The 26,353-nt window shown below is 62.6% G+C and carries 25 protein-coding genes; 14 read left to right on the top strand and 11 right to left on the bottom strand.

Features of this window, described 5'->3' with window-relative positions; genetic code table 11:
• Nucleotides 1–233 precede the first annotated feature (233 nt).
• Nucleotides 234–2,219, top strand: a complete 1,986-nt coding sequence (locus IHE39_RS15935; RefSeq protein WP_192567128.1) for a PhoX family protein — start codon at nucleotides 234–236, stop codon at nucleotides 2,217–2,219.
• A gap of 49 nt (nucleotides 2,220–2,268) precedes the next feature.
• Here IHE39_RS15935 and IHE39_RS15930 read toward each other — a convergent pair whose 3' ends face one another.
• From IHE39_RS15930 to IHE39_RS15895, 8 genes are all read right to left on the bottom strand, one after another.
• Nucleotides 2,269–2,607: a hypothetical protein gene (locus IHE39_RS15930; RefSeq protein ID WP_184770103.1), complete on the bottom strand. Its 339-nt coding sequence runs from the start codon at nucleotides 2,605–2,607 to the stop codon at nucleotides 2,269–2,271.
• 163 nt (nucleotides 2,608–2,770) lie between these two features.
• Nucleotides 2,771–3,076: a hypothetical protein gene (locus IHE39_RS15925; protein WP_192567127.1), complete on the bottom strand. Its 306-nt coding sequence runs from the start codon at nucleotides 3,074–3,076 to the stop codon at nucleotides 2,771–2,773.
• An 81-nt stretch (nucleotides 3,077–3,157) separates the two neighbouring features.
• Nucleotides 3,158–3,901 carry a hypothetical protein gene (locus tag IHE39_RS15920; protein ID WP_192567126.1) on the bottom strand — a complete coding sequence of 248 codons (744 nt, stop codon included), beginning with the start codon at nucleotides 3,899–3,901 and terminating at the stop codon, nucleotides 3,158–3,160.
• Nucleotides 3,902–3,971: 70 nt separating this feature from the next.
• Nucleotides 3,972–4,568: a GNAT family N-acetyltransferase gene (locus IHE39_RS15915; protein WP_192567125.1), complete on the bottom strand. Its 597-nt coding sequence runs from the start codon at nucleotides 4,566–4,568 to the stop codon at nucleotides 3,972–3,974.
• A gap of 99 nt (nucleotides 4,569–4,667) precedes the next feature.
• On the bottom strand, nucleotides 4,668–5,171 hold the full coding sequence (locus tag IHE39_RS15910) for a DoxX family protein (protein WP_192567124.1): 504 nt from the start codon (nucleotides 5,169–5,171) through the stop codon (nucleotides 4,668–4,670).
• Between the two features lie 16 nt (nucleotides 5,172–5,187).
• Nucleotides 5,188–5,934, bottom strand: coding sequence for an HvfC/BufC N-terminal domain-containing protein (locus IHE39_RS15905; RefSeq protein WP_192567123.1), 747 nt, complete (start codon nucleotides 5,932–5,934; stop codon nucleotides 5,188–5,190).
• 2 nt (nucleotides 5,935–5,936) lie between these two features.
• Complete coding sequence (gene bufB / locus IHE39_RS15900) at nucleotides 5,937–6,824, bottom strand: MNIO family bufferin maturase (RefSeq protein WP_192567122.1); 888 nt, start codon at nucleotides 6,822–6,824, stop codon at nucleotides 5,937–5,939.
• A gap of 62 nt (nucleotides 6,825–6,886) precedes the next feature.
• On the bottom strand, nucleotides 6,887–7,174 hold the full coding sequence (locus IHE39_RS15895; RefSeq protein WP_184770110.1) for a BufA1 family periplasmic bufferin-type metallophore: 288 nt from the start codon (nucleotides 7,172–7,174) through the stop codon (nucleotides 6,887–6,889).
• A gap of 192 nt (nucleotides 7,175–7,366) precedes the next feature.
• Here IHE39_RS15895 and IHE39_RS15890 point away from each other — a divergent pair, with 192 nt between their 5' ends.
• The 3 genes from IHE39_RS15890 to lepA all read left to right on the top strand — a co-directional run bounded on the left by IHE39_RS15890 (nucleotide 7,367) and on the right by lepA (nucleotide 10,453).
• A complete protein-coding gene (locus tag IHE39_RS15890) occupies nucleotides 7,367–7,903 on the top strand; it encodes a sigma-70 family RNA polymerase sigma factor (RefSeq protein ID WP_184770111.1) in 537 nt (178 codons plus the stop codon).
• A gap of 11 nt (nucleotides 7,904–7,914) precedes the next feature.
• Nucleotides 7,915–8,553 carry an NrsF family protein gene (locus IHE39_RS15885; RefSeq protein ID WP_192567121.1) on the top strand — a complete coding sequence of 213 codons (639 nt, stop codon included), beginning with the start codon at nucleotides 7,915–7,917 and terminating at the stop codon, nucleotides 8,551–8,553.
• A 91-nt stretch (nucleotides 8,554–8,644) separates the two neighbouring features.
• Nucleotides 8,645–10,453, top strand: coding sequence for a translation elongation factor 4 (gene lepA, locus IHE39_RS15880; RefSeq protein WP_184770113.1), 1,809 nt, complete (start codon nucleotides 8,645–8,647; stop codon nucleotides 10,451–10,453).
• Between the two features lie 121 nt (nucleotides 10,454–10,574).
• Here the strand turns inward: lepA and IHE39_RS15875 are convergent, their stop codons facing one another.
• A complete protein-coding gene (locus tag IHE39_RS15875) occupies nucleotides 10,575–10,988 on the bottom strand; it encodes a hypothetical protein (RefSeq protein WP_246485503.1) in 414 nt (137 codons plus the stop codon).
• Nucleotides 10,989–11,491: 503 nt separating this feature from the next.
• Between IHE39_RS15875 and IHE39_RS15870 the strand changes: the two genes are divergently transcribed.
• The gene (locus IHE39_RS15870; protein ID WP_210327586.1) at nucleotides 11,492–13,258 is read left to right on the top strand and encodes an FAD-dependent oxidoreductase; all 1,767 of its coding nucleotides are present in this window, start codon (nucleotides 11,492–11,494) and stop codon (nucleotides 13,256–13,258) included.
• Between the two features lie 220 nt (nucleotides 13,259–13,478).
• Here the strand turns inward: IHE39_RS15870 and IHE39_RS15865 are convergent, their stop codons facing one another.
• Nucleotides 13,479–14,090, bottom strand: coding sequence for an SLATT domain-containing protein (locus IHE39_RS15865; protein ID WP_192567120.1), 612 nt, complete (start codon nucleotides 14,088–14,090; stop codon nucleotides 13,479–13,481).
• A 111-nt stretch (nucleotides 14,091–14,201) separates the two neighbouring features.
• On the opposite strand from IHE39_RS15865, the gene IHE39_RS15860 reads away from it, so the two are divergent.
• Complete coding sequence (locus IHE39_RS15860; protein WP_192567119.1) at nucleotides 14,202–16,082, top strand: reverse transcriptase domain-containing protein; 1,881 nt, start codon at nucleotides 14,202–14,204, stop codon at nucleotides 16,080–16,082.
• A 53-nt stretch (nucleotides 16,083–16,135) separates the two neighbouring features.
• Here the strand turns inward: IHE39_RS15860 and IHE39_RS15855 are convergent, their stop codons facing one another.
• Entirely contained in the window at nucleotides 16,136–16,600 is a 465-nt protein-coding gene (locus IHE39_RS15855) for a hypothetical protein (RefSeq protein ID WP_192567118.1), read from the bottom strand.
• A gap of 148 nt (nucleotides 16,601–16,748) precedes the next feature.
• Here IHE39_RS15855 and IHE39_RS15850 point away from each other — a divergent pair, with 148 nt between their 5' ends.
• From IHE39_RS15850 to miaB, 8 genes are all read left to right on the top strand, one after another.
• The gene (locus IHE39_RS15850) at nucleotides 16,749–16,928 is read left to right on the top strand and encodes a hypothetical protein (RefSeq protein ID WP_192567117.1); all 180 of its coding nucleotides are present in this window, start codon (nucleotides 16,749–16,751) and stop codon (nucleotides 16,926–16,928) included.
• 250 nt (nucleotides 16,929–17,178) lie between these two features.
• The gene (locus tag IHE39_RS15845) at nucleotides 17,179–17,817 is read left to right on the top strand and encodes a CDGSH iron-sulfur domain-containing protein (RefSeq protein ID WP_192567116.1); all 639 of its coding nucleotides are present in this window, start codon (nucleotides 17,179–17,181) and stop codon (nucleotides 17,815–17,817) included.
• 214 nt (nucleotides 17,818–18,031) lie between these two features.
• Nucleotides 18,032–20,065, top strand: a complete 2,034-nt coding sequence (locus IHE39_RS15840) for a hydantoinase/oxoprolinase N-terminal domain-containing protein (protein ID WP_192567115.1) — start codon at nucleotides 18,032–18,034, stop codon at nucleotides 20,063–20,065.
• 147 nt (nucleotides 20,066–20,212) lie between these two features.
• A complete protein-coding gene (locus tag IHE39_RS15835; protein WP_192567114.1) occupies nucleotides 20,213–22,375 on the top strand; it encodes a malate synthase G in 2,163 nt (720 codons plus the stop codon).
• Between the two features lie 259 nt (nucleotides 22,376–22,634).
• Complete coding sequence (tsaB, locus tag IHE39_RS15830) at nucleotides 22,635–23,321, top strand: tRNA (adenosine(37)-N6)-threonylcarbamoyltransferase complex dimerization subunit type 1 TsaB (protein WP_192567113.1); 687 nt, start codon at nucleotides 22,635–22,637, stop codon at nucleotides 23,319–23,321.
• Nucleotides 23,318–23,806 (top strand): GNAT family N-acetyltransferase, encoded by a 489-nt coding sequence (locus IHE39_RS15825; RefSeq protein ID WP_184773199.1) that lies wholly within the window; start codon nucleotides 23,318–23,320, stop codon nucleotides 23,804–23,806. The genes tsaB and IHE39_RS15825 overlap by 4 nt, the downstream gene beginning before the upstream one ends.
• 192 nt (nucleotides 23,807–23,998) lie before the next feature.
• On the top strand, nucleotides 23,999–24,799 hold the full coding sequence (gene olsA, locus IHE39_RS15820) for a lyso-ornithine lipid O-acyltransferase (RefSeq protein ID WP_192567112.1): 801 nt from the start codon (nucleotides 23,999–24,001) through the stop codon (nucleotides 24,797–24,799).
• Nucleotides 24,800–24,881: 82 nt separating this feature from the next.
• On the top strand, nucleotides 24,882–26,282 hold the full coding sequence (miaB, locus tag IHE39_RS15815; protein ID WP_192567111.1) for a tRNA (N6-isopentenyl adenosine(37)-C2)-methylthiotransferase MiaB: 1,401 nt from the start codon (nucleotides 24,882–24,884) through the stop codon (nucleotides 26,280–26,282).
• Nucleotides 26,283–26,353: the final 71 nt, after the last annotated feature.

Here is a 26,353-nt window from a genome sequence, read left to right as displayed (position 1 = left end):
TTTCCGTTCAGCCTTGGGATGGCCGCTTCCGGGCCGGTTCGCAACAGGTGGGGGATGCCTTTCCCAAAGAAAAGGCGTCCATGCAAAAGGTCGCAGCATATCAAGTGCGCGGCCTCGCCAGTCACGCTTTGGCGCGCTGTGGATTTTCGGCCAAATTGTCATGCTGTTGTTATGAGCGGCAACTAGCGGTCTCGGCGAACCCCAAGCCGAACACCCAGCCAGAGGTCGACGCCATGAACCAGCCCCACGATCAGAAGTTCCGCACGAGCATGCTCGAGGAGAATGACGGTCCCGGCCACAACCCGACCGACAACCGCACCATGGGCGACATCATCGCCAGGCGTTTCTCCCGCCGCAGCTTCCTCCAGGGCTCGCTCGCCGTCTCGGCCATCGCGGCAACCGTAAGCCCGATCGCCATCCTGCTCGCCGACGATGCCCGCGCGGCTAGCGCGTCCGCCTTCAGCTTCGACGAGATCGAGGCCGGCATCGACGACAAGCACCATGTCGCCGCAGGCTACGATGCCGAGGTGCTGCTGCGCTGGGGCGATCCGATCTTTGCCGATGCGCCTGAATTCGACCCCACCAACCAGTCGGCGGAAGCGCAAGGCAAGCAGTTCGGCTACAACAACGACTATGTCGGCTATGTCGAGCTCGAAGGCTCGTCCGAGCACGGACTGCTCGTCGTCAACCACGAATACACCAACGAGCACCTGATGTTCCCCGGCATCGTCAAGATCGTCGAGGGCAAGATCGAGGTCGCCCCGGCCGACCAGAAGCGCGTCGACATCGAGATGGCCGCCCATGGCGGTTCGATCGTCGAGATCCGCAAGGAAGCTGGCAAGTGGCAGGTCGTCCGCGACGGCAAGCTCAACCGCCGTATCACCTCGACCACCGAGATGCAGCTGACCGGCCCCGCCGCCGGCCATGATCGCCTGAAGACCAATGCCGATGCGACCGGCACCAAGGTGTTCGGCACGCTCAACAACTGCGCCGGCGGCGTCACGCCCTGGGGCACCTACATCATGGCCGAGGAGAACTTCCACGGCTATTTCGGCGGCGAACTTGCGGCCGACCACCCTGAAGCCGCCAACTACAAGCGCCTCGGCGTGCCCGAAGGCACCTATGAGTGGTTCAAGTTCTACGACCGCTTCGACGTCTCCAAGGAGCCGAATGAGCCCAACCGCTTCGGCTGGGTCGTCGAGGTCGACGTCAACGATCCGAACTCTATGCCGAAGAAGCGCACGGCCCTCGGCCGTTTCAAGCACGAGGGTGCCGAATCCATCGTCGCTGCCGATGGCCGCGTCGTCTTCTATCTCGGCGACGACGAGCGCTTCGACTATGTCTACAAGTTCGTAACCTCGGGCAAGTTCAACCCCAACGACCGCGCCGCCAATCTCGACCTGCTCGACGAAGGCACGCTCTACGTCGCCAAGTTCGCCGAGGATGGCTCGTTCGCCTGGCTGCCGCTGGTCCAGGGCGAGGGCCCGCTGACCGCCGACAATGGCTTCGTCAGCCAGGCCGACGTGGTCATCGAGACGCGCCGCGCCGGCGACCTGCTCGGCGCCACCAAGATGGATCGCCCCGAAGACATCCAGCCCAATGCCGTCAACGGCAAGGTCTATGTCATGCTGACCAACAACACCAAGCGCAAGGCCGACCAGGTCGACGCCGCCAACCCGCGCGCCGAAAACGCCTTTGGCCACATCATCGAGTTGATCGAGGACGGCAGCGACTTCACCGCCACCAAGGGCAAGTGGGAAGTGCTGCTCAAATGCGGCGATCCTTCGGTCGCCGAGGTCGGCGCATCGTTCTCGACCTCGACTACCCAGAACGGCTGGTTCGGCATGCCCGACAACTGCGCCGTCGATTCCGCCGGCCGCCTCTGGGTCTCGACCGACGGCAACTCGCCCAAGGCCACCGGCCGCACCGACGGCCTGTGGGCCGTCGACACCGAAGGCGAGGCGCGCGCTACCTCCAAGCTGTTCTTCCGCGTGCCTGTCGGCGCCGAGATGTGCGGCCCGCTGTTCACGCCCGACGACCAGACCGCTTTCGTTGCCGTCCAGCATCCGGCCGATGGCGGCGAGGATTGGGAAGGCTTCGGCCGCCCGTCCTACTACGAAGACCTGTCGACCCGCTGGCCCGACTTCAAACCCAACATGCCGGTCCGACCGGCCGTCGTCGCCATCACCAAACAGGGCGGCGGCAAGATCGCCGTCTGATCGCTGCTACAGACTGATTAAAGGAGACGGCCGCGATCAGCGGCCGTTTTCATTTTCCGGCCAATGCCGGCCCAAGCGTGATCAGCGCCACCGCGACGACCGCGAGCCCGACGCCGATGCCCTGTATGCCGCTCAGCTTCTCGCCGAAAAAGATGATGGCCACCGCATTGACGGCGATCAACTGGATCACCGCCGACAGCGAAAACGACACCGACATGCCGAAGTCCCGCACTAGGCGCAGCATGATCAGGTTGCCCAGCGAATAGAGGATCAGCGTAACCACCAGCTTGCCGAGCGTCGGCTCGATGCCCCATGTCTTGGCCACCATCGCTGCGATCAGGAAGATGACGGTCGAAAAACCCAGCAGCGAAAGGCCGATGACGGACATTTAGGCAAGCTCCCACGAATGCCCGGCGATTTGCTCCGAATGCCGCCCCAACGTCAAGCAGGCCGGCGACACGCTCCGTCACTATCGCGCCATGCCATGCAAAAACCCTCCCGTCGTGAGACGGGAGGGCGCTTGGCTCAAGTCTTGGGAACCCCTGATGCGATCAGGGATAGGTACACTTGCCCTTCTGCGGTTCGCCCTGCGGGCCCGGCGTGCCGGTCTCTTCCCAGTCGCCGCCATGGCCGGCGCAATAGGCGATCATCAGGTTGCACGACGCCTTGTTGTTGCAGGTCTCGACGTGGCCTTCGGCCTGGCCGCCCGGCGCTGCCTTGAGGCCGAGTTGGTGCGGCGGCGGTGCCGGCACGCGGGCCTTGAGCTGTGCGGCGGAGGCAGCACCGGCAAAAGCCGACATCGAAAGCGCGAGTGTCGCGATCAGCGACGAGCGGATGATGGTGTTGGTTATGTTCATTTCGGTTCTCCTCTGGGACACCTTTGATTTTGCGGCTCGCTGGCCGCCACGATCATGGGTGTCCTGGTGGGAGAAGAAGGTTCACGGCGGATTGGGAAAAAATACTGGTCCCACCGGGATCGTCGCAACCACCCGTCCGGAAAGCGCCAGGTCGTCGTTCGTCGCCATCACCACGAGCGACGTCACCGGCAGCTCGGCCAGCACGCGCCGCCGCCACCGCTCCGCCAGTCCCGCGAGGTCTGCCGTCTCGGCAACAGTCAGCGGCGCTGCAAGATGATAACAGCCGATGACGTAGAAGCGGCTCAGCCGCGCGCCGCACGCACGCTGCACCAGTCCGAACACGTCCTCGCCGTGCTGGCAACAGGGATAGACCGGCAGGTAGATCCGGGCGGTATTGATCCGCCCCAGGAACGGCCCGCCGATGCGCATCGAAACGTCACCCAGCGGTGCGAGCGCTGCAGCGGCAGCCTCGGCGCAGCGCGCGATGTTTTCCTCGGAAAGGCCGCCGACGACGGTCGCATGCAGCTTGCCGGCGCGTTCATTGCCGATGTGCCAGGCGATCTTGTCGCTGAACGAAAACGAGCGAAGCTCCTCTTTGAACTGCCGAAACGTTTCGGATCTAGCCAGTTGCTCGGCATCGACGGGCACGACGAGTGAATGCCTTGGCGTCTCGTACCTCCCGTTGCGATAGTCCGTCCCGTCCTTGGTGCTGATGATCTCGGCATGGCCTGAAGCCACCAGCGGCAGATGGGCGAGCCGATAGGCGTCGTCGAAGGTCAGCGCCTCGCCTTCATCGAAGACTCGGCGCGAGGCGTCATAGGCCATGATAGTGTCGTCACAGAATTTCATTTGGGCAGGGGCTCCGGGCGCGCGCTCATGTCGGGTCAGAAACGCTTCACGGCTTGACCATCAGCACCCAGTTGCCGCCAGCGCCGGTCCAGCCTTCCTTGACCATCGGCTCGGAGGCGATCGCGCGATAGCCGACGCTTTCATAAAGGTGCCGGGCGGCGGTGTTGGCGTCCGAAACGATCAGGCTGGTGCCGGTGCAGCCGGTCGCCTCGGCGATCGTGTCGGCCATGGCCAGCAGCCGCGAGCCGTAGCCGCGCGCCCGTGCCTCGGGCAGCGTTGCCATGACGTTGACGTACCAGCTGCCGACGGCCATCGCCTCGAGCATGTTGAACGGCACGAACATCGCAGGCGTGTCGGGTCCGGGCAGCGAAGGCACGATCGGATAGCCGATCAGGCAGGCAATCACCTTGCCATGCTCCAGCACCACCGCGTTGCGATAGGAAAAGCTGCCTTCCTCGCGTTGTGCCCGCCTGCGGCCGACCTCCCAGGGGTCTTCGCCGTCCTCGGCCATCTTGGTCCAGAGATAGAGCGGCAGCCCGTCGCCGGCCATGTTGACCAGCTTGGCCAGTATGGCTGCGTCCTCCTGGGTGGCGGGCCGCGCCTCGGCTGTCAAACCCTCGTCGCTATACGCCTTTTCGGGCATGACATGCTCCTCCAGTCCACAGCGCGTCCCTCGCTGCGGGCGGTATAGGAGCGTGGGTTCCAGGCGACGTCAACCGCTTTGCGCAAGCTTGACGCCACCTCAGCTTTTGCGCGCGCTGAGGCCCACCAGCCTGTCCAGCGACAGCTGCCCGCCGCCATAGACGGCCAGCGCCAGCGCCATCGCCGCCCAGGGCAGGTGGAAGTTGGCCCAGCCTTCCGGCACCGTCAGCTGGATCACCGCCGTCATCAACAGGATGCCGATTGCGGCAAAGCGCGTGCCCAACCCAAGCACCAAAAGGATGGGCAGCACGATCTCGCCGATGCCGGCCAGTGTCGCCATCAGGATCGGCGCCGGATAAGCATACTGGTTGCCGAAAATGTGCAGCGAAAATTCCTGGGTGAACAGATAGCGCGCGCCGTTGGACAGCGTCAGGAAGCCGTCCCACTTGGTCAGTCCCGACTTGAAGAACGGCACGGCGATGGCAAAGCGCAGCGCCAGCAGCGGCAGCGCCTCCGGGATCGCCGCAATGGTGGCCTCGATGCGCCGGATTGCGCAGCCCAAACCGGCCTTGTGCGCCATAGGCGCGTGGTTGATCTCGGTCATCTCGATGTCTCCTTGATTAGGACGCCAGTCCGGCGAAGGCGCCGAGCGAGGTCAGGCCAACGATGGCGCGGCCGAAGTCGAATGTCGGGTCCGTGCCGAAGGCGGCTGTTGCCGCCTCGCCAATGCTTTCGCCGCGCAGCAGTGCTGCCGCAAACACCGCGTCGGCTTCGGCAATGACATGCACTCTCACGTCGAATTCCGGTCGGGTGATCATGACGCTCTCCGGCGTCATCACCGTCTGCGCGCCGACCTCGTCACCCTGATGGGCCTGCCAGATCATGCCGACCGAATAGGCCGAGCGCACCAGTGCCGCCGCCGGGTGCGGCGCAAGCCTGGCGCCGCCGAGCAGTTCGGGCGCCAGCCCTGCCAGTGCCTCGACGGTCAGCGGGGCAATGTCGGCGGCGTGGTAGGCGCGCGTCCATTGCGCCTCCAGCCGTGCCGTGTCGGCGAGATAGGGCAGGGCCGCCGCCGGGGCGAAACCGGCGACGAAATCGGGAAAAGTGTCGCCATAGGCAAACATCAGCGGGCTGTCTGGCAGGGTCGTTGCGATGTAGGCCCGCGCCATGCCGGCGAAGAAGTCGTCGCCGACCAGTCGCTGCACGACGGGGAAACGCTGGCCCAGCGCCTTGGATAGCGAGACCGCGACGTTGTTGCGGTAGACCGCGAACCTCGCCGCATCGGCCTCGCCGCGCGCGCTGGTCACGCCGCCGGGCACCGGCAACGTTGGATCGAGCAGGGCCGAGGCAAACGCATTCTGGTCCATCGTCATGCCCGCCTGGCAACGCGCACGTCGCGCCAATGCGGGGCCGCGTCGAGCATCTGATTGGCGTGCGTCGCCTCCGCCAGCAGCACCGGAAAGGCCGGCACGTCATTGTCCCATTCGATCAGCGTAGGCACCGGGCCAGTGCGGCCGAGAGTATGCCGGTAGAGCGCAAACACGTCGTCGGCGACGGTCGAATTGTGGGCGTCGATCAGCAACCGGTCGCCGGCACCGTCGACGGTCTCGTCGTAGCCGGCGAGATGGATCTCGCCGACGCGCTCGACCGGAAAGCGGTCGATGTAGGCAAAGGCATCGAGGCGGTGGTTGACCGCCGACACCATCACATTGTTGACGTCGAGCAGCAGGCCGCAGCCGGTGTTTTCGGCAATGGCTTCGAGGAAGTCGATCTCGTCGATCACACTGTCTTCGAACAATATGTAGGTCGAGGGGTTTTCCAGCAGCATGCGCGCCCCGACAGTCTGCTGCACCGCGTCGACATGGGCGCTGACGCGCTCCAGCGTCGCTTTCGTGTAGGGCAGCGGCAGCAGGTCGTTGAGAAAACCGCTCTCATGCGTCGACCAGGCCAGGTGCTCGGAAAAGGACTGCGGCCGGTAGCGCTCGACCAGCGCCTTCAGCCGCGCCAGATGCGCCTTGTCGAGTGGCCGTTCGGCCCCGATCGACAGCCCGACGCCATGCAGCGACAGCGGATAGCGGCTTGTGATCGCAGTCAGCGCGCGGTGCGGCGCCCCGCCATCGCCCATGTAGTTCTCGGCATGGACCTCGAAGAAGCCGACATCGGGCTCGGTCGCGATGATTTCGTCGATGTGCTCGGGCTTGAGGCCAAGGCCCGCGCGGGCGGGCAGGGCCTCGCCGCTTTGTGTGCCGGTGTTCATGCTGGGTGCTCGGATTGGTCGGGCAGGCGAGATGGGGCCCGGCGCGCCGGGCCCCATGCGCATCACATGGCGGTCGGTTCGAGCATGCCCTTGTGGCCGCCGACGTCCATCGTGGTGCAGGTGCCGGCCGGCACGGCCTTCCAGGCGTTGCCCTGGTAGTCCATGGTCGAGGTGCCGGCACAGGTCGTACCTGCTCCGGCGGCGCAATCGTTCTGGCCCTTGAGCGAAATGCCGTAGCACTTTTCCATGCCAACCATCTTCTCGGGGGCCAGCGGAGCGGCATAGGCTGCGGTGGCGAGGGCCGATGCGAGCGAGCCGGCGAGAGCAAGGGCGAGGGTCTGGCGATTCATGACGTACTCCTGATAAAGGATTGACAGGGAAGCGTTCTGCGTCCCATGCCGACGACTTCGCCGGCACCTCGCCATTCGTTACGTCGTGCCGTGAACACGGTTTCGTGAGTAAGAAGGCAGCTGGCGTGATAATATTTCTGCGTCGGCCGAAGTAACAAACGGCTTTTTGAGCCGAAGAGGAGGAAGACAAGCTTGACGAGGACGGATGACGCCGAACTCGCCCGGCTTTTCAGGGCGGCAATAGTCGGCGATGAAGGCGCTTACGCAGTTTTTCTCGACGGCGTGGCGCAATTGGTGCGCGGATACTGCCGCAGGCGTATCGTCCATGGTGGCGTCGATCCGGAGGATGTCGTGCAGGAGGTTCTGCTTGCAATTCATCTGAAGCGTCATACCTGGCGTCAGGATGAAGCAGTGACTCCTTGGGTCTATGCAATCGCCCGCTACAAGCTGATCGATGCCTTCCGCCGCCGCGGCAAGCGCATCGAGGTCGACATATCAGACTTCGCCGATACGCTCGCCGAGCCCGAAAAGGCCGAAGTGGGCGAGCGCGACATCGGCCGTGCGCTCGACGGCCTGGCGCCGGTGCAGCGCAGCGTCGTTGCCTCGGTTTCGGTCGAGGGTGCTTCGATCGGCGAGACGGCCAATGCGCTTGGAATGACGGAGACGGCGGTGCGGGTGGCGCTGCATCGCGGCCTCAAGGCGATCGCGCGTCGCTTCGGACAGGACTGAACGGAACGGAAATGGAAACGAAGGATCTCATCAAGGCGATTTCCAGTGACGCAACAGCGCGCCCTCGCTCGCTTGGCGCGCTGCTGCTGGCCGCTGTTGCCATCGCCAGCGTGATCGCTGCGATCGTCTTTTCCTACCTCGCTGGTCCGCGCGCCGATTTCGCCGCCGCCGCCGAAACCTGGCGCTTCCTCATCAAGTTCGTCGTCACCCTGGCGCTGCTCGCCACATCGGGTGCGCTGGCTCTTACACTCGCCCGTCCCGGTGCGCGGCTCGGCATGCGCGTCGCCTTGCTCGCCGTCGCCCCCGCCATCCTGCTCGGCGCCATTTCGATCGAACTCGCCACCATTCCATCAACTGAATGGGCGACGCGGCTCGTCGGTACCAATGCCCGCGTCTGCCTGACGCTGATCCCGCTCATCGGCCTTGGCCCGCTCGGCATCTTCCTCGCCGCCATGCGCCAGGGCGCACCGACGCGGCCCACGCTCACCGGAGCCGCCTGCGGCCTGCTCGCCGGCGGCCTTGCCGCCACGCTCTATGCCGCGCATTGCTTCGACGACTCGCCGTTCTTCGTCGCCACCTGGTACACGCTGGCCATCGCCATGCTGACCGCCGTCGGCGCGCTTGCCGGCCGTTACGTGCTGCGCTGGTAGCAAGGGTCAGCGCAAAGCCGTGCAGCACTTCCGCGCGGCTTGTTAACCCACCTGCTTGTTAAGCAAAGCCGCCCCTGCTAAAGCGCGGCGCATGACCACACCGCTCGACCACATCCGCAATTTCTCCATCGTTGCCCATATCGATCATGGCAAGTCGACGCTTGCCGACCGGCTGATTCAGTCCACCGGTGGACTGGAACTGCGCGAGATGACCGAACAGGTCCTCGACAACATGGACATCGAGCGCGAGCGCGGCATCACCATCAAGGCCCAGACCGTTCGCCTCAACTACCGTGCCAACAATGGCGAGGATTACATCCTCAACCTGATCGACACGCCCGGCCACGTCGACTTCGCCTATGAAGTGTCGCGTTCGCTGTCGGCCTGCGAGGGTTCGCTGCTCGTCGTCGATGCCTCGCAGGGCGTCGAGGCGCAGACGCTGGCCAATGTCTATCAGGCCATCGACAACAACCACGAGATCGTCGTGGTCCTCAACAAGATCGACCTGCCCGCCGCCGAGCCCGAGCGCATCAAGGAGCAGGTCGAGGAAGTCATCGGCATCGACGCTTCACAGGCCGTCTACATCTCGGCCAAGACAGGCCTCGGCATCCCCGATGTGCTGGAAGCGATCGTCACCCAGCTGCCGCCGCCGCGCGAAGGCGATGTCGACGCGCCGCTCAAGGCGATGCTGGTCGACAGCTGGTACGACACCTATCTCGGCGTCATCGTGCTGGTGCGCATCATCGATGGCAAGCTCAAGAAGGGCCAGACCATCCGCATGATGGAGACCAACGCCAAGTACCTGGTCGAGCGCACCGGTGTCTTCACCCCCAAGATGATCCAGGTCGACGAGCTCGGCCCGGGCGAATTCGGCTTCTTCACCGGCTCGATCAAGGAAGTGGCCGACACCCGCGTCGGCGACACCATCACTGAGGACAAGCGCCCCACCACCAAGGCCCTGCCGGGCTTCAAGCCGGCCCAGCCGGTGGTGTTCTGCGGCCTGTTCCCGGTCGACGCCGCCGACTTCGAGGATCTGCGCGCCGCCATGGGCAAGCTGCGCCTCAACGACGCCAGCTTCTCATTCGAAATGGAAACCTCGGCGGCACTCGGCTTCGGCTTCCGCTGTGGCTTTTTGGGCCTGCTGCATCTCGAGATCATCCAGGAGCGGCTCGAGCGCGAGTTCAACCTCGACCTCATCGCCACAGCACCTTCGGTCGTCTACCGCATGAATCTCAACGACGGCTCGGTCAAGGAACTGCACAACCCCGCCGACATGCCCGACGTGGTCAAGATCGCCGCGATCGAGGAGCCGTGGATCCGCGCCACCATCCTGACGCCCGACGATTATCTCGGCTCGATCCTCAAGCTGTGCCAGGAGCGCCGCGGCATCCAGGCCGACCTCAGCTATGTCGGCAAGCGCGCCATGCTGGTCTACGACCTGCCGCTCAACGAGGTCGTGTTCGACTTCTACGACCGGCTGAAGTCGATCTCCAAGGGATACGCCTCGTTCGACTACCACCTCACCGACTACAAGGAAGGCGATCTCGTCAAGATGTCGATCCTGGTCAACGAGGAGCCGGTCGACGCACTTTCCATGCTGGTCCATCGCACCGCCGCCGAAAAGCGCGGCCGCGTCATGGTCGAGAAGCTGAAGGAACTGATCCCTCAGCACATGTTCAAGATCCCTATCCAGGCGGCGATCGGCGGCAAGGTCATTGCCCGCGAAACGATTTCCGCCCTGCGCAAGGACGTCACCGCCAAGTGCTACGGCGGCGACGTCACCCGTAAGCGCAAGCTGCTCGAGAAGCAGAAAGAGGGCAAGAAGCGCATGCGCCAGTTCGGCAAGGTCGACATCCCGCAGGAAGCCTTCATCCAGGCCCTCAAGATGGGCGACAACTAGCTCTATTTTCCTACTCCCCGCCTGCGAGGAGAAGGTGGCCCCTCAGGGCCGGATGAGGGGCAGCGCCAGCGCTGCAATCCTCCTCTTCCGGCCGGGTGAAGGGGCTTTCGCCCCCGCCCCATCACTTCACGGCAAAATCCACCGTTTCCTTCAACGCATCGTCGACGGCGATCTGTACCTGGTAGGTGCCGACCGGCCAGCCGGCATCCGGCTTGGTCATCGAGGCGTCGACATGGTTTTCGATCATGCCGATCTCGAAGCTGACCTCGTCGATCTTGTAGTTCGCCGGCGCGACACCGCCTGAATCGACCGAAATCCAGCTTACCGTCAGCTTCGATCCCGACGCCACGGCGTCCGTCAGGTCGGCGGAGAGGAAAATCTTCGCCGTATCCGGCGCGAACGTCGCTTGCGTCTCTTCCGCGCCTTCGCTGGCCGACAGCACGATGTTTTCGAACCCTTCGGCCTGCGCGTGCTGCGCCAACGCCCCAGCCACCACCAGGGCGGCTGCCCCCATCATCATCGACCGAATGCGCATGCTCTTCCCCTGATTGAAACCACGGCCCATGCCCGACTCATGCGGGGCGCGCCCGCGGCCGCTTGCGTAGAGCGGAAGGCCCGGGCTTTGTCCATGACGGCGGACCCGCACCTGGCGCCCGCCGTGGTTCTACAGTCTCACCATTGTCGCTCCACTCAACAGTCATCCCGCAGTGCAAACATGTATTGCATTGCAGCGTCGAATTATTCGCCACCGTGCGGCATCGACTGTTCTGTCGATTTACTGACACCGTGAAGATGGCTAGCCTTCCCCGCGCATTCTGCAAGAGGGAACATCATGAACTGGACTGAAAAGGACAAGAAACTGGGTATGGACCGCGCTATTTCAAGGCGCGATTTCATGGATGGCGTGGCGATGGCGATCGGCGGTGCCGTGGCGTTCCGCGCCATGGCCCCCGCCCCAGCTCATGCGCAAGGCGCCTTTGCTACCTATCCCCCGCCGCTGCCGGCCTGCAGGGCCAGACCGACGCTGCCCAGAACGTCATGCACGCCGTCCGCGACGGCACCTACTGGTCCGATGCCGGCCAGGTCACTGATAGCGCCGAAAGCTACGACCTGGTGGTTGTAGGTGCCGGCATTTCGGGCCTTGCCGCCGCTCACAGCTTCCGCAAGCAGGCAGGTCCAGACAAGCGCGTTCTGATCATCGATCCGCTCGAGGATTTTGGCGGCCACGCCAAGCGCAACGAATTCACCGCCTCGAATGGCGCCAAGCTCATCGGCTATGGCGGCAGCCAGTCGATGCAGACGCCGAGCTTTTTCAGCCCCGCCGTCAACGCGCTGCTCGCCGACATCGGCATCGAGCCAAAACGCTTCGAAACCTTCTACGACCAGAAATGGTGCGAGGAGCGCGGCCTGTCGGGCGCCATCTTCTTCTCCAAGGAGCAGTGGGGCGAAGACAAGCTGGTCATCCGCACCGGCAAGACCCCCGACTGGGTGGCTGAGACGCCGCTGAACGACAAGGCCAAGGCCGATCTGATCGCGCTGATCGAGGCGCCCGGCGATTACCTGCCCGGCCTGACCACCGAGCAGCGCCTGGAGAAGCTGTCGGAGATCACCTACAAGGCGTTCCTGCTCGACCACGCAAAGGTGGACCCTCAAGTCGCCGACTACTTCGCCACGTCGACCAATGGCTATTTCGGCGTCGGCATTGATGCCGCCAGCGCGCTCGACGCGCGCGCCAACGGCAATCCGGGCTTCGGCGGCATGGACCTCGGCGAAGCCGTGTCGAAATACAACAGCCCGTCCGGTCGTCTCGCCTTCACCGACCCCGACGACTACATCTACCATTTCCCCGATGGCAACGCCGGCATCGCCCGCGCCCTGGTGCGCACGCTGGTGCCGGGCGCGCTCGCCGGCACGACGATGGAAGAGCTGGTCACCGAAACCGTCGACTATTCAGCCCTCGACAAGGCAGACAATCCCGTCCGCATCAGGCTGAATGCGACAGTCGTCAAGGTCGCCCATGATGGCACAGCCGACAGCGCCAGCTCGGTCAACGTCACCTATGCCAACGCCGCCGGCAAGCCGGTCAGCGTCAAGGCCGACCACGTCGTGTTGGCCTGCTGGCACCGCGTCATCCCCTATCTCACCGACGAGCTGGGCGCCGAGCAGGTCACGGCCCTCAACGACCAGCAGAAGGTGCCGCTGATCTACACCAACGTGCAACTCCGCAACTGGCAGGCCTTCGACAAGCTCAAGATCGACGGCTTCAGGGCGCGCGGCGATTTCTGGAGCGGTGCCGACATCGATTTTCCCGTCTCGATGGGCACCTACAAATTCGCCGACAAGCCAAGCGACCCCGTCGTTCTGCACCTGTCCAAGGTGATGACAAGTTCGGGCCTCGCCCCGCGCGAGCAGGCGCTTGCCGGTCGCCGCGCAATGATGACGCTGAGCTTCGAGGAGATGGAGCGCTCGATCCGCGACCTGCTTTGCCGCGCGCTGTCGGGCGGCGGCTTCGACCCCGCCCGCGACATCGAGGCCATCACCTGCAATCGCTGGTCGCATGGCTACGCCTTCGAATATATGCGCCCGGGCGACCGCTTCTGGCCGGACGGTGAGCTGCCCATCGAAGCGGCGCGCAAGCCCTGGGGTCGCATCGCGATCGCCAATGCCGACAGCAGCGCCTACGCCTACGCCCACTCGGCGATCGACCAGGGCGTCCGCGCGGTGCGTGATTTGCTCGGCACGCCGGAGGGAGCGCCGGATCACGCGCGCTTCCCGGGGCCGCCAGCGGAGAAGATTGGGCTGTGAAGCGGGCGCTCTTCCTTCTCCCCGTTCACGGGGAGAAGGTGGCCCGAAGGGCCGGATGAGGGGCAGCGCGGCCTTTCCCAACTAGGTTCGCCATGAGGGCTGCTGTTATGCCTCGTACCGTCGACAAAGAGCTGGATTTGGCAGGTACCGAGCGGCCAGCCGGCACCGGGTCTGCGCCGGCGGCGGAATGGAAATGCTGCGACTGCTTTTGTCCATTTACTTAGTGGCACAACAGCCAGAGCCCGACTATCAGAGGTGGCGTGATGATGTAGAGAGTGTTTTCTCCAAAAGTACTCCAAAAATATCTTGCTTTTAGCCATTTCGATCGTTCGGAGGAAAGATTGCCTTCTTCGGAAAGGTAGATATCGCGATCGATATCGTCGTGATTGTCTGGGTACTTATTTATAATATCTTGATAAAGTTTTCGGTGCTCGTTGATTTCTTCAGCCGACAGCTCACGAAACTTTACACTTGTGTAGAGGTCGAGGACTTCCCGAGCACAGAAATGCATAAGGGTTGCCTTGACGTCGTATTTTTCAGACGCGACCAAAAGTGAAATGACAATTATGAGTACTGACAGAGCTACTGACAGGAAAGTAAAAAAATTAGCGGTACCGTTCTCCAGAGAGGAAGAATACACAAGAATTCCAACTGAAAAACATATGACATAAAATGACAAAATTGATACAGTATATCCGTTAAAGTAATGTTTCCTAGATAGTCGTTTGTGCGCCGCAAACCGCGCGCCTTTAGTTTTGTGCATTCTCCCCAGTAAAGTTTCTTTGTGCGATTGTTGTCCTGAGGCGTCATTCTCACAAGCGGATTTAGTCATTTTGCCCTTTCGCCGTGTTTGCATGCGGAGGTTGTCAATATTAATCGTTTACGGCTATCAAGCAAGTTGCGGCGCCTGTAGATGATTGCTGGTGTATGTAGGGAGGGAAGGGTGGCGAACGAAATATGGAAGAAGGCTATCTCCATAAAAGGACTTGAGGCAGGTTGGCATCTCACCCGTGCAGAGCTTGCGAACGGCTTCTATGTTGACCAGTTTAGTCAGCAAGCGGTTGCGCAGAACTTGACAGCGCAGATTGCGGAGATACGACGGCAACTGATTACTGATAGTTATCGCTTCCGTCCTTTGCGCCAAGTTCCGATTCCCAAGGGATCGCTTTCCACGCGTCCTGGTTCGCACCTGCCGCTTCGAGATAGGATGGTTCTCTGGTCTGTCGTGCGGGGCCTTGCGCCAGTTTTTGATGGAGCGCTGTCGGATAATGTCTACAGCTACAGGCTGAAGGAGAATCCGAAGCAAGGGGAGCTCTTCAAGGAGGGGGACGCGTTAGAAATACCGTTTCTGAAGCGAAAAAGTATCTTGCAGGAGCTTGATCCTTTTGAGCCTTGGTATGATTCGTGGCCAGATTTCGAAAAAAGGACAAGAGAAGAAATAGGATCTGGTTACAATTATCTATCTGTCGCAGATATATCGGGGTATTTTGAAAACATCAATATCGATATACTGAAAGATCATATTAGTTCTGAATTGAAGAGCGAGCCAATATTGTGTAATTTTGTTCATTCTGGTCTTTCAGAATGGGTAAATGTAACGCAGGGTGGTTTTCGGCCTAAGAGATCCATCCCACAGGGATCTGGTATTTCAAGTTTTTTTGGTAATATATATCTGATACCAATTGATGAGTCATTCGAGGATATAAAGGGGAAATACGACTTTAAATATATTAGATATATGGATGATATTAGAATATTTTCAAGAGATTTGTCGACTGCTCGAATGGTGATATTTCGCCTTGAGAGGCTGGTCAGGGATCTTCATCTCAGTTTGCAAAACTCAAAGACAAAGATTCTAATTGAGACTGCGGGTGACAAGCAGATTACGAACTCGTTGTTCGATGATCGTATCGATCGCATTGCTGAGATGCGAGAGCTGCTAAATGGCCTAAAGATCAGTGAGAAAAATGCAGCCGTTCGATTGCATGCTATCGCGCGATCGACGCCCGCAAATGGTGATTCCAAGCGCCTCTTGGGTGTCAAGGACCCCAAGTCTGGATTGACTGACCGGGCGATGAGAATGTGGATGAACATGTGCATCCATGTTGGGTCTACGGACTATCTGGGGACGCTCAAAAGTCAAGTGTATACAAATCCAGATCAGAGGTTGTCCAAAATTTTCGTAAATTCGTGCATTATGTTCCCACGTATTTCAACGCTTGGGAGTACAGCCGAGGACTTCATCAAGAGTGTGGACAACATACACCCGCATCAAGAGTCAGAGCTGATACATGGTTGCAGATACCTAAGTAATATTCCTGAGGGGATTTGGAAGCGCGCTCTAGGAAATGTAACAAGTGGTACCGCAAATTTTCAGCTACGTACGCAGAGCCTTCTTTTACTTGGAATGAGGAGTCATACGAACGAAATAACAAAAAATATATGGCGCGCGATGAGAAAAGATCATGATGTTGCCAATCACCCGTTTTACATATCGGTGCTTGGGCATTTTTCTGGAGAAGATAGATCTACGTTAAAGAAGTATTATATGCATCATGCAAATCCGCAAAATCAAGAGTTTGGGCTTCTATTAGAGAAGTTCGATAGTGACGACAAGGCGGCCAGAAATTTCCTAGACTTCGCATTTAGCAACGATGTATCTTTGTCTGATTGGCAGGGAATTTTGTTCTATATGTGCGGCGCGAAGAATAAATACATTCGAGATTACTTGCTTAAGTTGGCGCGGCTTCGCATTCGCGGGGGCGGAAGACAAATGCTTGTGGCTCGACTTGCAGCGCTTAGAAATCGCCTCGTACAACAATAGCTCATGTAAATCGAAGGCGATGACGGGGTGAAATACCTGTCTGGGTGATATCCTTACCTCCCAAACCGCATCACCCAGTTCAGCTCCCAGGTCTCGCCGCCATCGACCGACATCGCCTGTTCCCAGCGCGGGCTAAAGCCCGGCGTCCAGATGAACCGCACGCGCACCGGCACGCCGCCCTCGACATCGTCGCCATAAAACTCGCCGCAGCCGTCCGCGAACCGGCCGATCGTCGGCGGAAACAGCCTGAAACTCTTGGTGTCGTTCCAGTAGATCGACCACAGGCCTGTCTCGGGGTTGTAGAGCCTGAGTGTCATCCCGGTGAAACCGCGCTCGGGCACGGTCATCTGGTCGAGATTGCCGCCAAAGGTGCCGTCGGGCGCCTGCATCACCTTTTCGATGTGCGAGAAGGCCGTAAACGTCTCCCACGCGGTCGAGCCGACCAGCCGCTCGCGCAGGCGCTCGTTGGTCACCGTCCAGTCGCCGATCAGGAAATCGAAATCGTCAAAGCCGCTCATGCCGTCCTCCTCCTGGATTTCGCGCAGCATAGCCGATGCCTGCTGACAGGCTGCTGTCAGGAGATGTCAGGGGCGGGTTGACCTTGGCAGCAGTGCAGGCTCATCTGCCGCCGCGATCCCGCCACACCTTGCCCCTAACGCCCGTTCCATGAAACTGCTCGCTGCCCTCCTTGCCCTGGCAATCCTGTCTGCCTGCGCCGCCCGCGCGCCAGTGCCACAGGCGCCTGTCGCCGCCCCTCCAGCGGCAGTGCAGCCCGCCGTCGAACCGCTGCCGGTGGGCGTCAAGCCGCTGACGGTCGAGCAGGACGAGCAGATTTCGCAGGGCTGAGCGGGGGAGAGTTTCTCCACGCTTTCGAGTTTTTCTGCTCGGCATGATTCCGTCGCACCCCCCTCTGGCCTGCCGGCGAGAGGGGGGGCGAAGTAACGTAAGCCCTCAGGACCTGCGTCTCCGAGCCGTGCCTCCGTGAAATCTAAGCGCCCGAACCAGACGTGAAGGGTGGAGGGGATCGCGCAAGCAGCCTTGCCAGCGCACGCCGGAACTATAAGCTCCGCCCATATCCACGGAGGCGGCGAAAGACATGGCCAAGGGCATGGTCGAGGGTGAAAAGATCGATGTCGGCTTTTCCGGTCGCCGCTGCGTCCATTCGCGCAACTGCGTTCTCGCCAATCCGCATGTGTTCGAGCCCAATGCGCCGGGCGAGTGGATTCACCCCGACGCGGCGTCTGTCGAGCAGATCGTGGCGATCGCCGAAAGCTGCCCCTCCGGCGCCATTACCTATCGCCGCAGGGATCGGGGGCCGGATGAGGCGCCGCCTGTGGTCAACACGGTGCGCATCCGCGAGAACGGGCCGCTCGCCGTGCATGCCGAGATCGTCTTCAACGGCGAGACCTTCCACCGCGCCACCTTGTGCCGCTGCGGCGCTTCCCAGAACAAGCCGTTCTGCGACGGCAGCCACCGCAAAACAGGCTTTGCCGCCACCGGCGAACCGGCGCTGAAGGAGAGCCAGTCGCTCGCCGCACGCGATGGCCCGCTGGTCGTCACGCCGCAGGCCAATGGCAACCTCAAGCTCGAGGGCAATGTCGAGATCGTCACCGGCACCGGCCACTCGATCGACCGCGCCACCAAGGTCTGGCTCTGCCGCTGCGGCCAGTCGGCCAACAAGCCTTGGTGCGACAACACCCACAAGAGCGTGTCGTGGTCGACCGAAGGTCGATGACAAGCCAAACGATTTGGCTTGGCAACGACTAAGCGCCCGGAGCCATAGCGGAGGGCAGGCTTCGTTGCATGACGGGTGGACGCTGCACGGGCGAGGCGGATGCGGGAGGAGGTGCCTGGGGCTGCCCCCCTGCTTGGCCGCAACTGGCCAATTTTGCTTTGCCGAGGATATCGGATAAGCGGGACGGAGAACGCCAACTCCGGAACTCCTGCGCATGCACGCCAGCCATCCCCTTTATCCCGGACCGCTCTATCTCGGGATCGACACCGGCGGCACCTATACCGACGCCGTGCTGTGGTCCGAGGCGCATGGCCCGCAGGGCAAGGTGCTGGCCAAGGCCAAATCGCTGACCACCCGCCACGACCTGGCTGTCGGCATTTCGGGCGCGGTCGACGCGGTGCTGGACAAAGCGGGCGTGAACCCCGCCGCCATCAAGCTGGTGTCGATGTCGACAACGCTTGCCACCAACGCGCTGGTCGAAGGCCAGGGCGGGCGCGTGGCACTTGTCATGATCGGCTTTTCCGAGGCCGACCTTGCCCGCGACGGTCTCAAGACAGCGCTCGGCACCGACCCGCTGGTGTTGTGCGAGGGCGGCCATGATGTCCACGGCAATGCCCGCGCGCTTGATCTCGCAGCGCTTGCGGCCACCTTGCCCGAGCTGCAAAAATCCGTCTCGGGCTTCGCCGTCTGCGCCTATTTCGCCACCCGCAACCCGGCCCACGAGATTGCCGCCCGCGACCTCATCCGCGAGGTGACGGGCATGCCAGTCACCACCAGTCACGAACTCTCGGCCAAGCTCGGAGGTCCGCGCCGGGCGCTCACCACCTTGCTCAATGCCCGGCTGATCTCGATGATCGACCGCCTCGTCGCGGCGACCGAGGGTTTTCTCGACAAGCGCAAGGTTTATGCGCCTTTGATGGTGGTGCGCGGCGACGGCGCGCTGGTCTCCGCCCAATTCGCCCGCCAGCGCCCGATCGAGACCATCCTGTCCGGCCCCGCTGCCAGCCTCGTCGGCGCCCGCCACATGACCGGGCTCGACAATGCTGTCGTCTCCGACATCGGCGGCACCACCACCGACGTTGCCGTGCTCGACCACGGCCGTCCCCGCCTCGATCCCGAGGGCGCCACCGTCGGCGGTTTCCGCACCATGGTCGAGGCTGTCGCCATGCGCACCTTCGGCCTCGGTGGCGATTCCGAGGTTTCGCTGGAGGAGGGCGGGCTGAAGCCGAAAATGTCGCTCGGGCCGCGCCGCCTGGTGCCGCTGGCACTCGCCGGCATGGCCCATGGCGAAGCGGTGACAGTGGAGCTGGAGCGGCAGCTGCGCGCGCCCAATCCGGGCCGCATGGATGGCCGTTTTGCCGTCCGCACCGGCGTGCCGGAGCAACTGGCGGCGGGCCTCACCACGCCGGAAGCCAAGCTCTACGACATGATCACCGCGGTGCCGCAGCCGATCGACCGGCTACTCACCTCCAACGCCCAGAACGCCACGCTCAACCGCCTGGTGTCGCGCGGGCTTGTCCATGTCTGTGGCTTCACGCCTTCGGATGCCGCCCATGTGCTTGGCCGCCAGGCCAACTGGGACGAGGCGGCAGCACGGCTTGGCGCCGAGCTGTTCGCCCGCAAGCGCGACGGCCGCGGCCAGCCGATCGCGCCGACGCCGGAAGCTTTGTCGGAGCGCGTGCTGGTGACGCTTACCCGTCTGTCGGCCGAAGTGATCCTGGAAACGGCCTTCGCCGAGGACGGGCTCGACGGTGCTGCCACGGTCGCGCATGCGCTTGTCCAGCGCGCGGTCGACGCTCATCCCGGCATTGCGCGTTTCACTGTCGCGCTTGACCGGCCCGTCATCGGCCTCGGTGCCTCCGCGCCGCTGCATTATGCCGGGCTGCCACAACTTGTCGGCAACGAATGCGTGGTGCCGGAGGATACCGACGTCGCCAATGCGTTGGGTGCGGTGGTCGGTCAGGTCCGCGTCACGGCCGAGGCCCGCGTCAGCCAGCCCAAGGAAGGACTGTTCCGCGTGGCGGTCGGCGAATTGCTGCGCGATTTCACCGACGAGGACTCAGCGATGGCGTTGGCCGAAGCCGAAGCACGTGCCATCGTCGCCGCAAGAGCCCGCGACGCCGGCACCGATGCCGCCGAGATCGAGGTATCAGTCGATCTCAAGGTCTCGACGGTCGAAAGCCAGCGCATGTTCATCGAGGCGCATGTGCTTGCCACGGCCAGCGGCCGGCCCCGGATCGCAGTTTGACGGCTAAATCGATTTGCAGCGGCGATGTCAGTAAATCACTGCTGCCTTGCAACATTCGACGAATTGACCCTGCGCGTTTTGCGTGCCAAACGCCCGAAAACTTTATTTAGTACGCCCCTGCGGCGCCGGAATTCTGGAGCGCATCTTATGACCGATACTGTCTCCCTGCATGGCCTATCTGTCGCGCGTGAGTTGCACGATTTCGTTGGCGAGGCGATTGTCGGCACGGGTGTCGATGCCGATGCGTTCTGGGAGGGCTTTGCCGCGATCGTGCACGATCTCGGGCCGAAGAACCGGGCGCTTGTGGAAAAGCGCGACGACTTCCAGCTCAAGCTCGACGCCTGGTACCGCAAGCATGGCGCCCCGCACGACATGGCGGCCTACAAGGCGTTTTTGAGCGAGATCGGCTATCTCGTGCCGGAAGGCCCGGCCTTTGCGGTCACCACCGACAATGTTGATGCGGAGATCGCCACGGTTGCCGGCCCGCAACTGGTGGTGCCTGTGATGAATGCGCGTTATGCGCTGAACGCCGCCAATGCGCGTTGGGGTTCGCTCTATGACGCGCTTTACGGCACCGATGCGATCTCCGACGCCGATGGTGCCGAAAAGACCAAGGGCTACAATCCCAAGCGTGGCGCCAAGGTCATCGCCTGGGCCAAGGCGTTTCTGGATCAGTCGGCGCCGCTGGCATCTGGCAGCTGGGCGGATGTGACCGGGCTTGCGGTCGAGGGCGGTGCACTGAAACTTGCGACGGCTTCCGGTTCGATCTCGCTGGGCAACGCAAAGCAGTTCGCCGGTTATCGTGGTGAGGCCAAGAATCCTGACGCGGTGCTGCTTGCGAAGAACGGCCTGCATGTCGAGGTCGTGGTCAACCGTGAAAGTGCGATCGGCAAGACCGATCCGGCCGGCATCTCCGACATGGTGCTGGAGTCTGCGCTGACCACCATCCAGGACTGCGAGGATTCGGTCGCCGCTGTCGATGCCGAAGACAAGGTCGTTGTCTACCGCAACTGGCTTGGCCTGATGCGCGGCGACCTGTCCGAGACTTTTGACAAGGGCGGCAAACCGGTCACCCGCAAGCTCAATGGCGACCGCGACTACACCGGCCCCGATGGCGGCACCGTTTCGCTGCCCGGCCGTTCGCTGATGCTGGTGCGCAATGTCGGTCACCTGATGACCAATCCTGCGATCCACGACCGCGACGGCAACGAGGTGCCCGAAGGCATCATGGACGCGGCGATTACCGCACTGATTGCCTTGCACGACGTCGGTGCCAATGGCCGCCGCGCCAATTCCCGTGCCGGCTCGATGTATGTCGTCAAGCCGAAGATGCACGGCCCCGAGGAAGTCGCCTTTGCCGTCGAGATCTTCGATCGCGTCGAGCGCCTCGTCGGCATGCCGCGCAAGACCATCAAGATGGGCATCATGGACGAGGAGCGGCGCACCACTGTTAACCTCAAGGAGTGCATCCGTGCCGCCAAGGAACGCGTGGTGTTCATCAACACCGGCTTCCTCGACCGCACCGGCGACGAAATCCACACTTCGATGGAAGCCGGCCCGATGGTGCGCAAGGGCGACATGAAGCAGGCGCCGTGGATCAATGCCTATGAGGCCTGGAACGTCGACACCGGTCTGGAATGCGGCCTGTCGGGCCATGCCCAGATCGGCAAGGGCATGTGGGCGATGCCGGATCTGATGGCGGCGATGCTGGAGCAGAAGATCGCCCATCCCAAGGCCGGCGCCAACACCGCCTGGGTGCCGTCGCCGACTGCGGCCACGCTTCACGCCACCCACTACCACAAGGTCGACGTGCATCAGGTGCAGGCCGAGCTGAAGAACCGCCCCAAGGCGCGCCTCGACGACATTCTTTCCGTGCCGGTGGTCGTCCGTCCCAACTGGACGCCCGACGAGGTTCAGCGCGAGCTCGACAACAATGCGCAGGGCATCCTGGGCTACGTCGTGCGCTGGATCGACCAGGGTGTCGGCTGCTCGAAGGTGCCCGACATCAACGACGTCGGGCTGATGGAAGACCGCGCCACCTTGCGCATCTCCTCCCAGCACATCGCCAACTGGCTGCGCCACGATGTCTGCTCGCACATCCAGGTGATGGATTCACTTCAGCGCATGGCGGCGATCGTCGACCGGCAGAATGTCGGCGATCCGCTTTACAAGCCGATGGCACCCGAGTTCGACCAGTCGACCGCCTTCCGTGCTGCCTGCGACCTCGTCTTCGAAGGCCGCGCCCAGCCCAACGGCTACACCGAGCCGGTCCTTCACAAGCGCCGGCTCGAACTCAAGGCGAAGGGCTGATGTTTCAAACGGAATGCTAAGCAGTCCGTGGTAGCTTAACACCTATGATAGTGCCCCTTCCCACCCCCCTCTGCCCTGCCGGGCATCTCCCCCGCAAGGGGGGAGATCAGCTGTCACGCAGGCCTTCGCCAATCAGCACGATTGCGGGATCAGTGGGGACGTGGACGCTGCCAATCTCCCCCCTAGCGGGGGAGAGGGCCGGCAGGCCAGAGGGGGGTGCGAAGAAGCACGCCCTGACAAAACCTAGGCGGCCCGCATCATGATCCTCCTCGCCATCGACTGCGCCGCAAGCCTCTGTGCCGCCAGCGTCCATGATGTCGACGCCGGCCGCGAGCTCGGCCGTTCCGTGCGTGATCTGGGCAAGGGCCACGCAGAGCATTTGATGGCCGTCATCGAGGAGGCTTTGACACAGGCCGGCAAGACCTATGCCGATCTTGGCCGCGTCGCCGTCACCACCGGCCCGGGCTCGTTCACCGGCGTGCGTGTCGGCGTTTCAGCGGCGCGCGGTTTTTCGCTGGCGCTGAAGATCCCGGCAGTCGGGGTCACCACGCTTGAAGCGCTGGCATATGAAGCACGCCACGCGCTCGGGCCGATGAAGGTGCTGGCAGCGCTCGATGCGGGGCGCGAGGAGCTTCATGCGGCACTTTACGATGCGGACGGAAAGGCTCTTCGCGAACCTGCCGTCCTGTCGCTGGCCGAGGCCGTTGAGATCGCCTCTTCCACGCCGCTGGCGCTTGCAGGAACCGCAGCCCTGTTGATTGCCAATGCGGTCGGGGTGGACAAGGCATTGCAGCTTGGCCCGATCTCGGCCACCGCCGACATCGGCACCTATGCCCGTCTCGCCGCCGGCAAGCCTGGTGATGGCGAGCGTCCGAAGCCGATTTATCTGAGAGCACCAGATGCCAAGCCGCAGGCTGGCTTCGTGCTGCCTAGGGAACAGAAATGAAACTGCCGTTCTGGCCGCTGAAGCGTGACTACGCCCTCGAACTCCTGACAACAGGCGACAGTGCTGACATCGCCCCGTTGCATCGCGAGGACTTCGTCCGGCCGTGGTCGGGCGATGAGTTTTCGGCGTTGCTCGAGCAGGACACGGTGTTCGGCTTTGCCGCCCGCGAGATCGGCCATGGCGCCGAAGCGCCCGCCGGTTTCGTTTTGGCCCGTCTCGCAGCCGGCGAGGCGGAAATCCTGACCATCGCGGTGTCGCGCTCGCATCGCCGCCATGGCCTGGGCTGGCGGCTGATGGATGCGGTGCTGCGCGAGTTGCACGCCCAGCGCGCCGAGGCGCTGTTCCTCGAGGTCGACGAGACCAATGCGCCGGCGATCGGTCTCTACCGCAAGTTCGGTTTCCACGAGGTCGGCAAGCGCCCCAACTACTACCAGTCGGCGCAAGGGGCCACGGGCGCGCTTGTCATGCGGCTCGATCTTCGCTAGCCAGATGCCCCTGGAGCGCCGTGCGTCCGGTTGGACGCACAAAGGACGCTCTAGATGGTTGAATCGGCGCATCGTGCTTTTCGAAAATCGATTCCGATTTTCGAGCTGATGCGCTGGGCATGATCCCGAAAAGTGGCTACCGGTTTTCGGACAAGATCATGCTCAACAGTTAAAAAGGGCATTGAGCACTACATGATCGGAAAGATCCGTACGGGGCTCGCGCTCTTCTGGATGGTTGCGGCCTCGCTGGTGCTCGTGCCGCTGCAGGTCATCTCGATGAAGACCGGCCTGTGGCCGGAAACCGTGATCCTGAAGATCTGGCACCGCGCCATGCTCAAGGCGCTGGGCATGCGCGTGCATGTCGTCGGCGAGATGGTCAAGACCCGGCCGCTGATGATTGCGTCCAACCACATCTCGTGGACCGACATCATGGCGCTCGGCTCGAGGTTCGATGTCACCTTCATCGCCAAGTCGGAACTCAACGGCTGGCCGATCTTCGGCTTCCTGTCGCGATTGCAGCGCACCGTCTTCATTGAGCGCGAGCGCAAGCGCAAATCGGGCGACCAGGCCAGCGAGATCGCGCGGCGCCTCGCTGCCGGCAACGCCATGGTGCTGTTCGCCGAAGGCAGCACCGGCGACGGCAACATGCTGTTGCCGTTCAAGAGCACGCTGTTTGGCGCGGCGTCGATGGCGATTGCCGAAGGGGCCGCCGAGCACGTCGTCATCCAGCCGGTGTCGATCGCCTATACCCGCATCCATGGCATTCCGCTCGGCCGCCAGCATCGTCCGCTCGCCAGTTGGATCGGCGACATGGACCTGGTGCCGCATGTCGGCCAGTTGCTGGCCGAAGGCGGTCTCGACGTCGAGATCCGCTTCGGCGAGCCGATCGACTTCTCGGCCAAGTCGAGCCGCAAGGAAGCAACGCGACTGATGGAAGAGCGGGTCCGCGAAATGATGCTGCAGTCGCTCGCTCAGCCGGCGCCGGCGCGCTAGAATGCCATGCGGCAGGCAGCTGCCGACGCGTCGGGCCCAAACCGTCTGTTTTTTGCCGCGGAAAGGCGCTAATAGGCGCCGCATGGACATCGACGATATCGCTGAAATCATGCCGGCCGGCACTGCCGCCGCAGCAACTGACGCTGCCAAGAAGGTCTTCATCAAGACCTATGGCTGCCAGATGAACGTCTACGACTCGCAGCGCATGAGCGATGCGCTCGCCGCCGACGGCTATGCCGCGACCGAGACGATCGACGACGCCGACCTCATTTTGCTCAACACCTGCCACATCAGGGAAAAGGCCGCCGAAAAGGTCTATTCGCAGCTCGGGCGTCTGGGCAAGCTCAAGGCCGAGCGGGCGCAGAGCGGCCGCGAACTGATCGTCGGCGTCACCGGCTGCGTCGCCCAGGCCGAGGGTCGCGAAATTCTTCGCCGTGCTTCGGCGGTCGATCTGGTCGTCGGGCCGCAGACCTATCACCGCTTGCCCGAAGTGGTGAAGCGCGCGCGTGGCGGCCAGAAGGTTGTCGAGACCGAATACGCGCTCGAAGACAAGTTCGAGCACCTGCCGCAGCCGCGCAAGGCCGAGGTCGCCAAGCGCGGCGTCACCGCCTTCCTGACTGTCCAGGAAGGTTGCGACAAATTCTGCACCTTCTGCGTAGTGCCCTATACCAGGGGTTCGGAAGTGTCGCGCTCAGTCGCCCAGATCGTCACCGAGGCCGAGCGGCTTGCCGAGGCCGGCGTGCGCGAGGTCACTCTGCTTGGCCAGAACGTCAACGCCTGGCACGGCGAAGGCGCCGACGGCAAGGAATGGGGTTTGGGGCGCCTGCTCTACCGCCTCGCCGAAATCCCCGGCATTGCCCGGTTGCGCTATACCACCAGCCACCCGCGCGACATGGACGACGAGCTGATCGCGGCCCATCGCGATCTCGCGGCACTGATGCCTTACCTGCATCTGCCGGTGCAGTCGGGTTCGGACCGCATCCTCAAGGCGATGAACCGCAGGCATACGGCTGCGGACTATCTCAGGCTGATCGAGCGCATCCGCGCTGCCCGTCCTGATATCGCCATGTCGGGCGATTTCATCGTCGGATTTCCGGGCGAGACGGATGAGGATTTCGAGGCTACGATGGAGATCGTGCGAGCCACCAATTACGCCTCGGCCTATACGTTCAAATATTCGCCGCGTCCTGGCACGCCGGGCGCCGACATGGACGGCCATGTCGAGGAAAAGCTCAAGGACGAGCGCCTGCAGCGGCTGCAAAGGCTGATCACCGAGCAGCAGCACGCCTTCGCCGACGGGCTGGTCGGGCAGACCATATCGACGCTGATCGAAAAGCCCGGCCGCGAGCCCGGACAGATCGTCGGACGTTCGCCTTGGCTGCAGCCGGTTATTGTTGATGAAAAGGCCGGCGAAATCGGTGACATTGTTGATGTGCGAATCACGAAGACAGGCACCAACAGCCTGTTCGCCGAAGCGGTCTGATCGGCCGTACGGCAGATGAGGAGAGACGGTTGAGCGCTGCTGAACTCAAGAACCTGCCCTCCGGGGCGTCT

The sequence above is a fragment of the Aminobacter carboxidus genome (assembly GCF_014863355.1).
Classification (GTDB): Bacteria; Pseudomonadota; Alphaproteobacteria; order Rhizobiales; family Rhizobiaceae; genus Aminobacter; species Aminobacter carboxidus.
Note: the sequence above shows the minus strand (reverse complement) of the source record. Positions and strands in the feature narration are given on the sequence as shown.

Coding starts and splice junctions, on each gene's coding strand:
- IHE39_RS15935 (WP_192567128.1), top strand. CDS start 234: ATGAACCAGCCCCACGATCAGAAGTTCCGCACGAGCATGCTCGAGGAG.
- IHE39_RS15930 (WP_184770103.1), bottom strand. CDS start 2,607: ATGTCCGTCATCGGCCTTTCGCTGCTGGGTTTTTCGACCGTCATCTTC.
- IHE39_RS15925 (WP_192567127.1), bottom strand. CDS start 3,076: ATGAACATAACCAACACCATCATCCGCTCGTCGCTGATCGCGACACTC.
- IHE39_RS15920 (WP_192567126.1), bottom strand. CDS start 3,901: ATGGCCTATGACGCCTCGCGCCGAGTCTTCGATGAAGGCGAGGCGCTG.
- IHE39_RS15915 (WP_192567125.1), bottom strand. CDS start 4,568: ATGCCCGAAAAGGCGTATAGCGACGAGGGTTTGACAGCCGAGGCGCGG.
- IHE39_RS15910 (WP_192567124.1), bottom strand. CDS start 5,171: ATGACCGAGATCAACCACGCGCCTATGGCGCACAAGGCCGGTTTGGGC.
- IHE39_RS15905 (WP_192567123.1), bottom strand. CDS start 5,934: ATGGACCAGAATGCGTTTGCCTCGGCCCTGCTCGATCCAACGTTGCCG.
- bufB (WP_192567122.1), bottom strand. CDS start 6,824: ATGAACACCGGCACACAAAGCGGCGAGGCCCTGCCCGCCCGCGCGGGC.
- IHE39_RS15895 (WP_184770110.1), bottom strand. CDS start 7,174: ATGAATCGCCAGACCCTCGCCCTTGCTCTCGCCGGCTCGCTCGCATCG.
- IHE39_RS15885 (WP_192567121.1), top strand. CDS start 7,915: ATGGAAACGAAGGATCTCATCAAGGCGATTTCCAGTGACGCAACAGCG.
- lepA (WP_184770113.1), top strand. CDS start 8,645: ATGACCACACCGCTCGACCACATCCGCAATTTCTCCATCGTTGCCCAT.
- IHE39_RS15875 (WP_246485503.1), bottom strand. CDS start 10,988: ATGCGCATTCGGTCGATGATGATGGGGGCAGCCGCCCTGGTGGTGGCT.
- IHE39_RS15870 (WP_210327586.1), top strand. CDS start 11,492: ATGCACGCCGTCCGCGACGGCACCTACTGGTCCGATGCCGGCCAGGTC.
- IHE39_RS15865 (WP_192567120.1), bottom strand. CDS start 14,090: ATGACTAAATCCGCTTGTGAGAATGACGCCTCAGGACAACAATCGCAC.
- IHE39_RS15855 (WP_192567118.1), bottom strand. CDS start 16,600: ATGAGCGGCTTTGACGATTTCGATTTCCTGATCGGCGACTGGACGGTG.
- IHE39_RS15850 (WP_192567117.1), top strand. CDS start 16,749: ATGAAACTGCTCGCTGCCCTCCTTGCCCTGGCAATCCTGTCTGCCTGC.
- IHE39_RS15845 (WP_192567116.1), top strand. CDS start 17,179: ATGGCCAAGGGCATGGTCGAGGGTGAAAAGATCGATGTCGGCTTTTCC.
- IHE39_RS15840 (WP_192567115.1), top strand. CDS start 18,032: ATGCACGCCAGCCATCCCCTTTATCCCGGACCGCTCTATCTCGGGATC.
- IHE39_RS15835 (WP_192567114.1), top strand. CDS start 20,213: ATGACCGATACTGTCTCCCTGCATGGCCTATCTGTCGCGCGTGAGTTG.
- tsaB (WP_192567113.1), top strand. CDS start 22,635: ATGATCCTCCTCGCCATCGACTGCGCCGCAAGCCTCTGTGCCGCCAGC.
- IHE39_RS15825 (WP_184773199.1), top strand. CDS start 23,318: ATGAAACTGCCGTTCTGGCCGCTGAAGCGTGACTACGCCCTCGAACTC.
- olsA (WP_192567112.1), top strand. CDS start 23,999: ATGATCGGAAAGATCCGTACGGGGCTCGCGCTCTTCTGGATGGTTGCG.
- miaB (WP_192567111.1), top strand. CDS start 24,882: ATGGACATCGACGATATCGCTGAAATCATGCCGGCCGGCACTGCCGCC.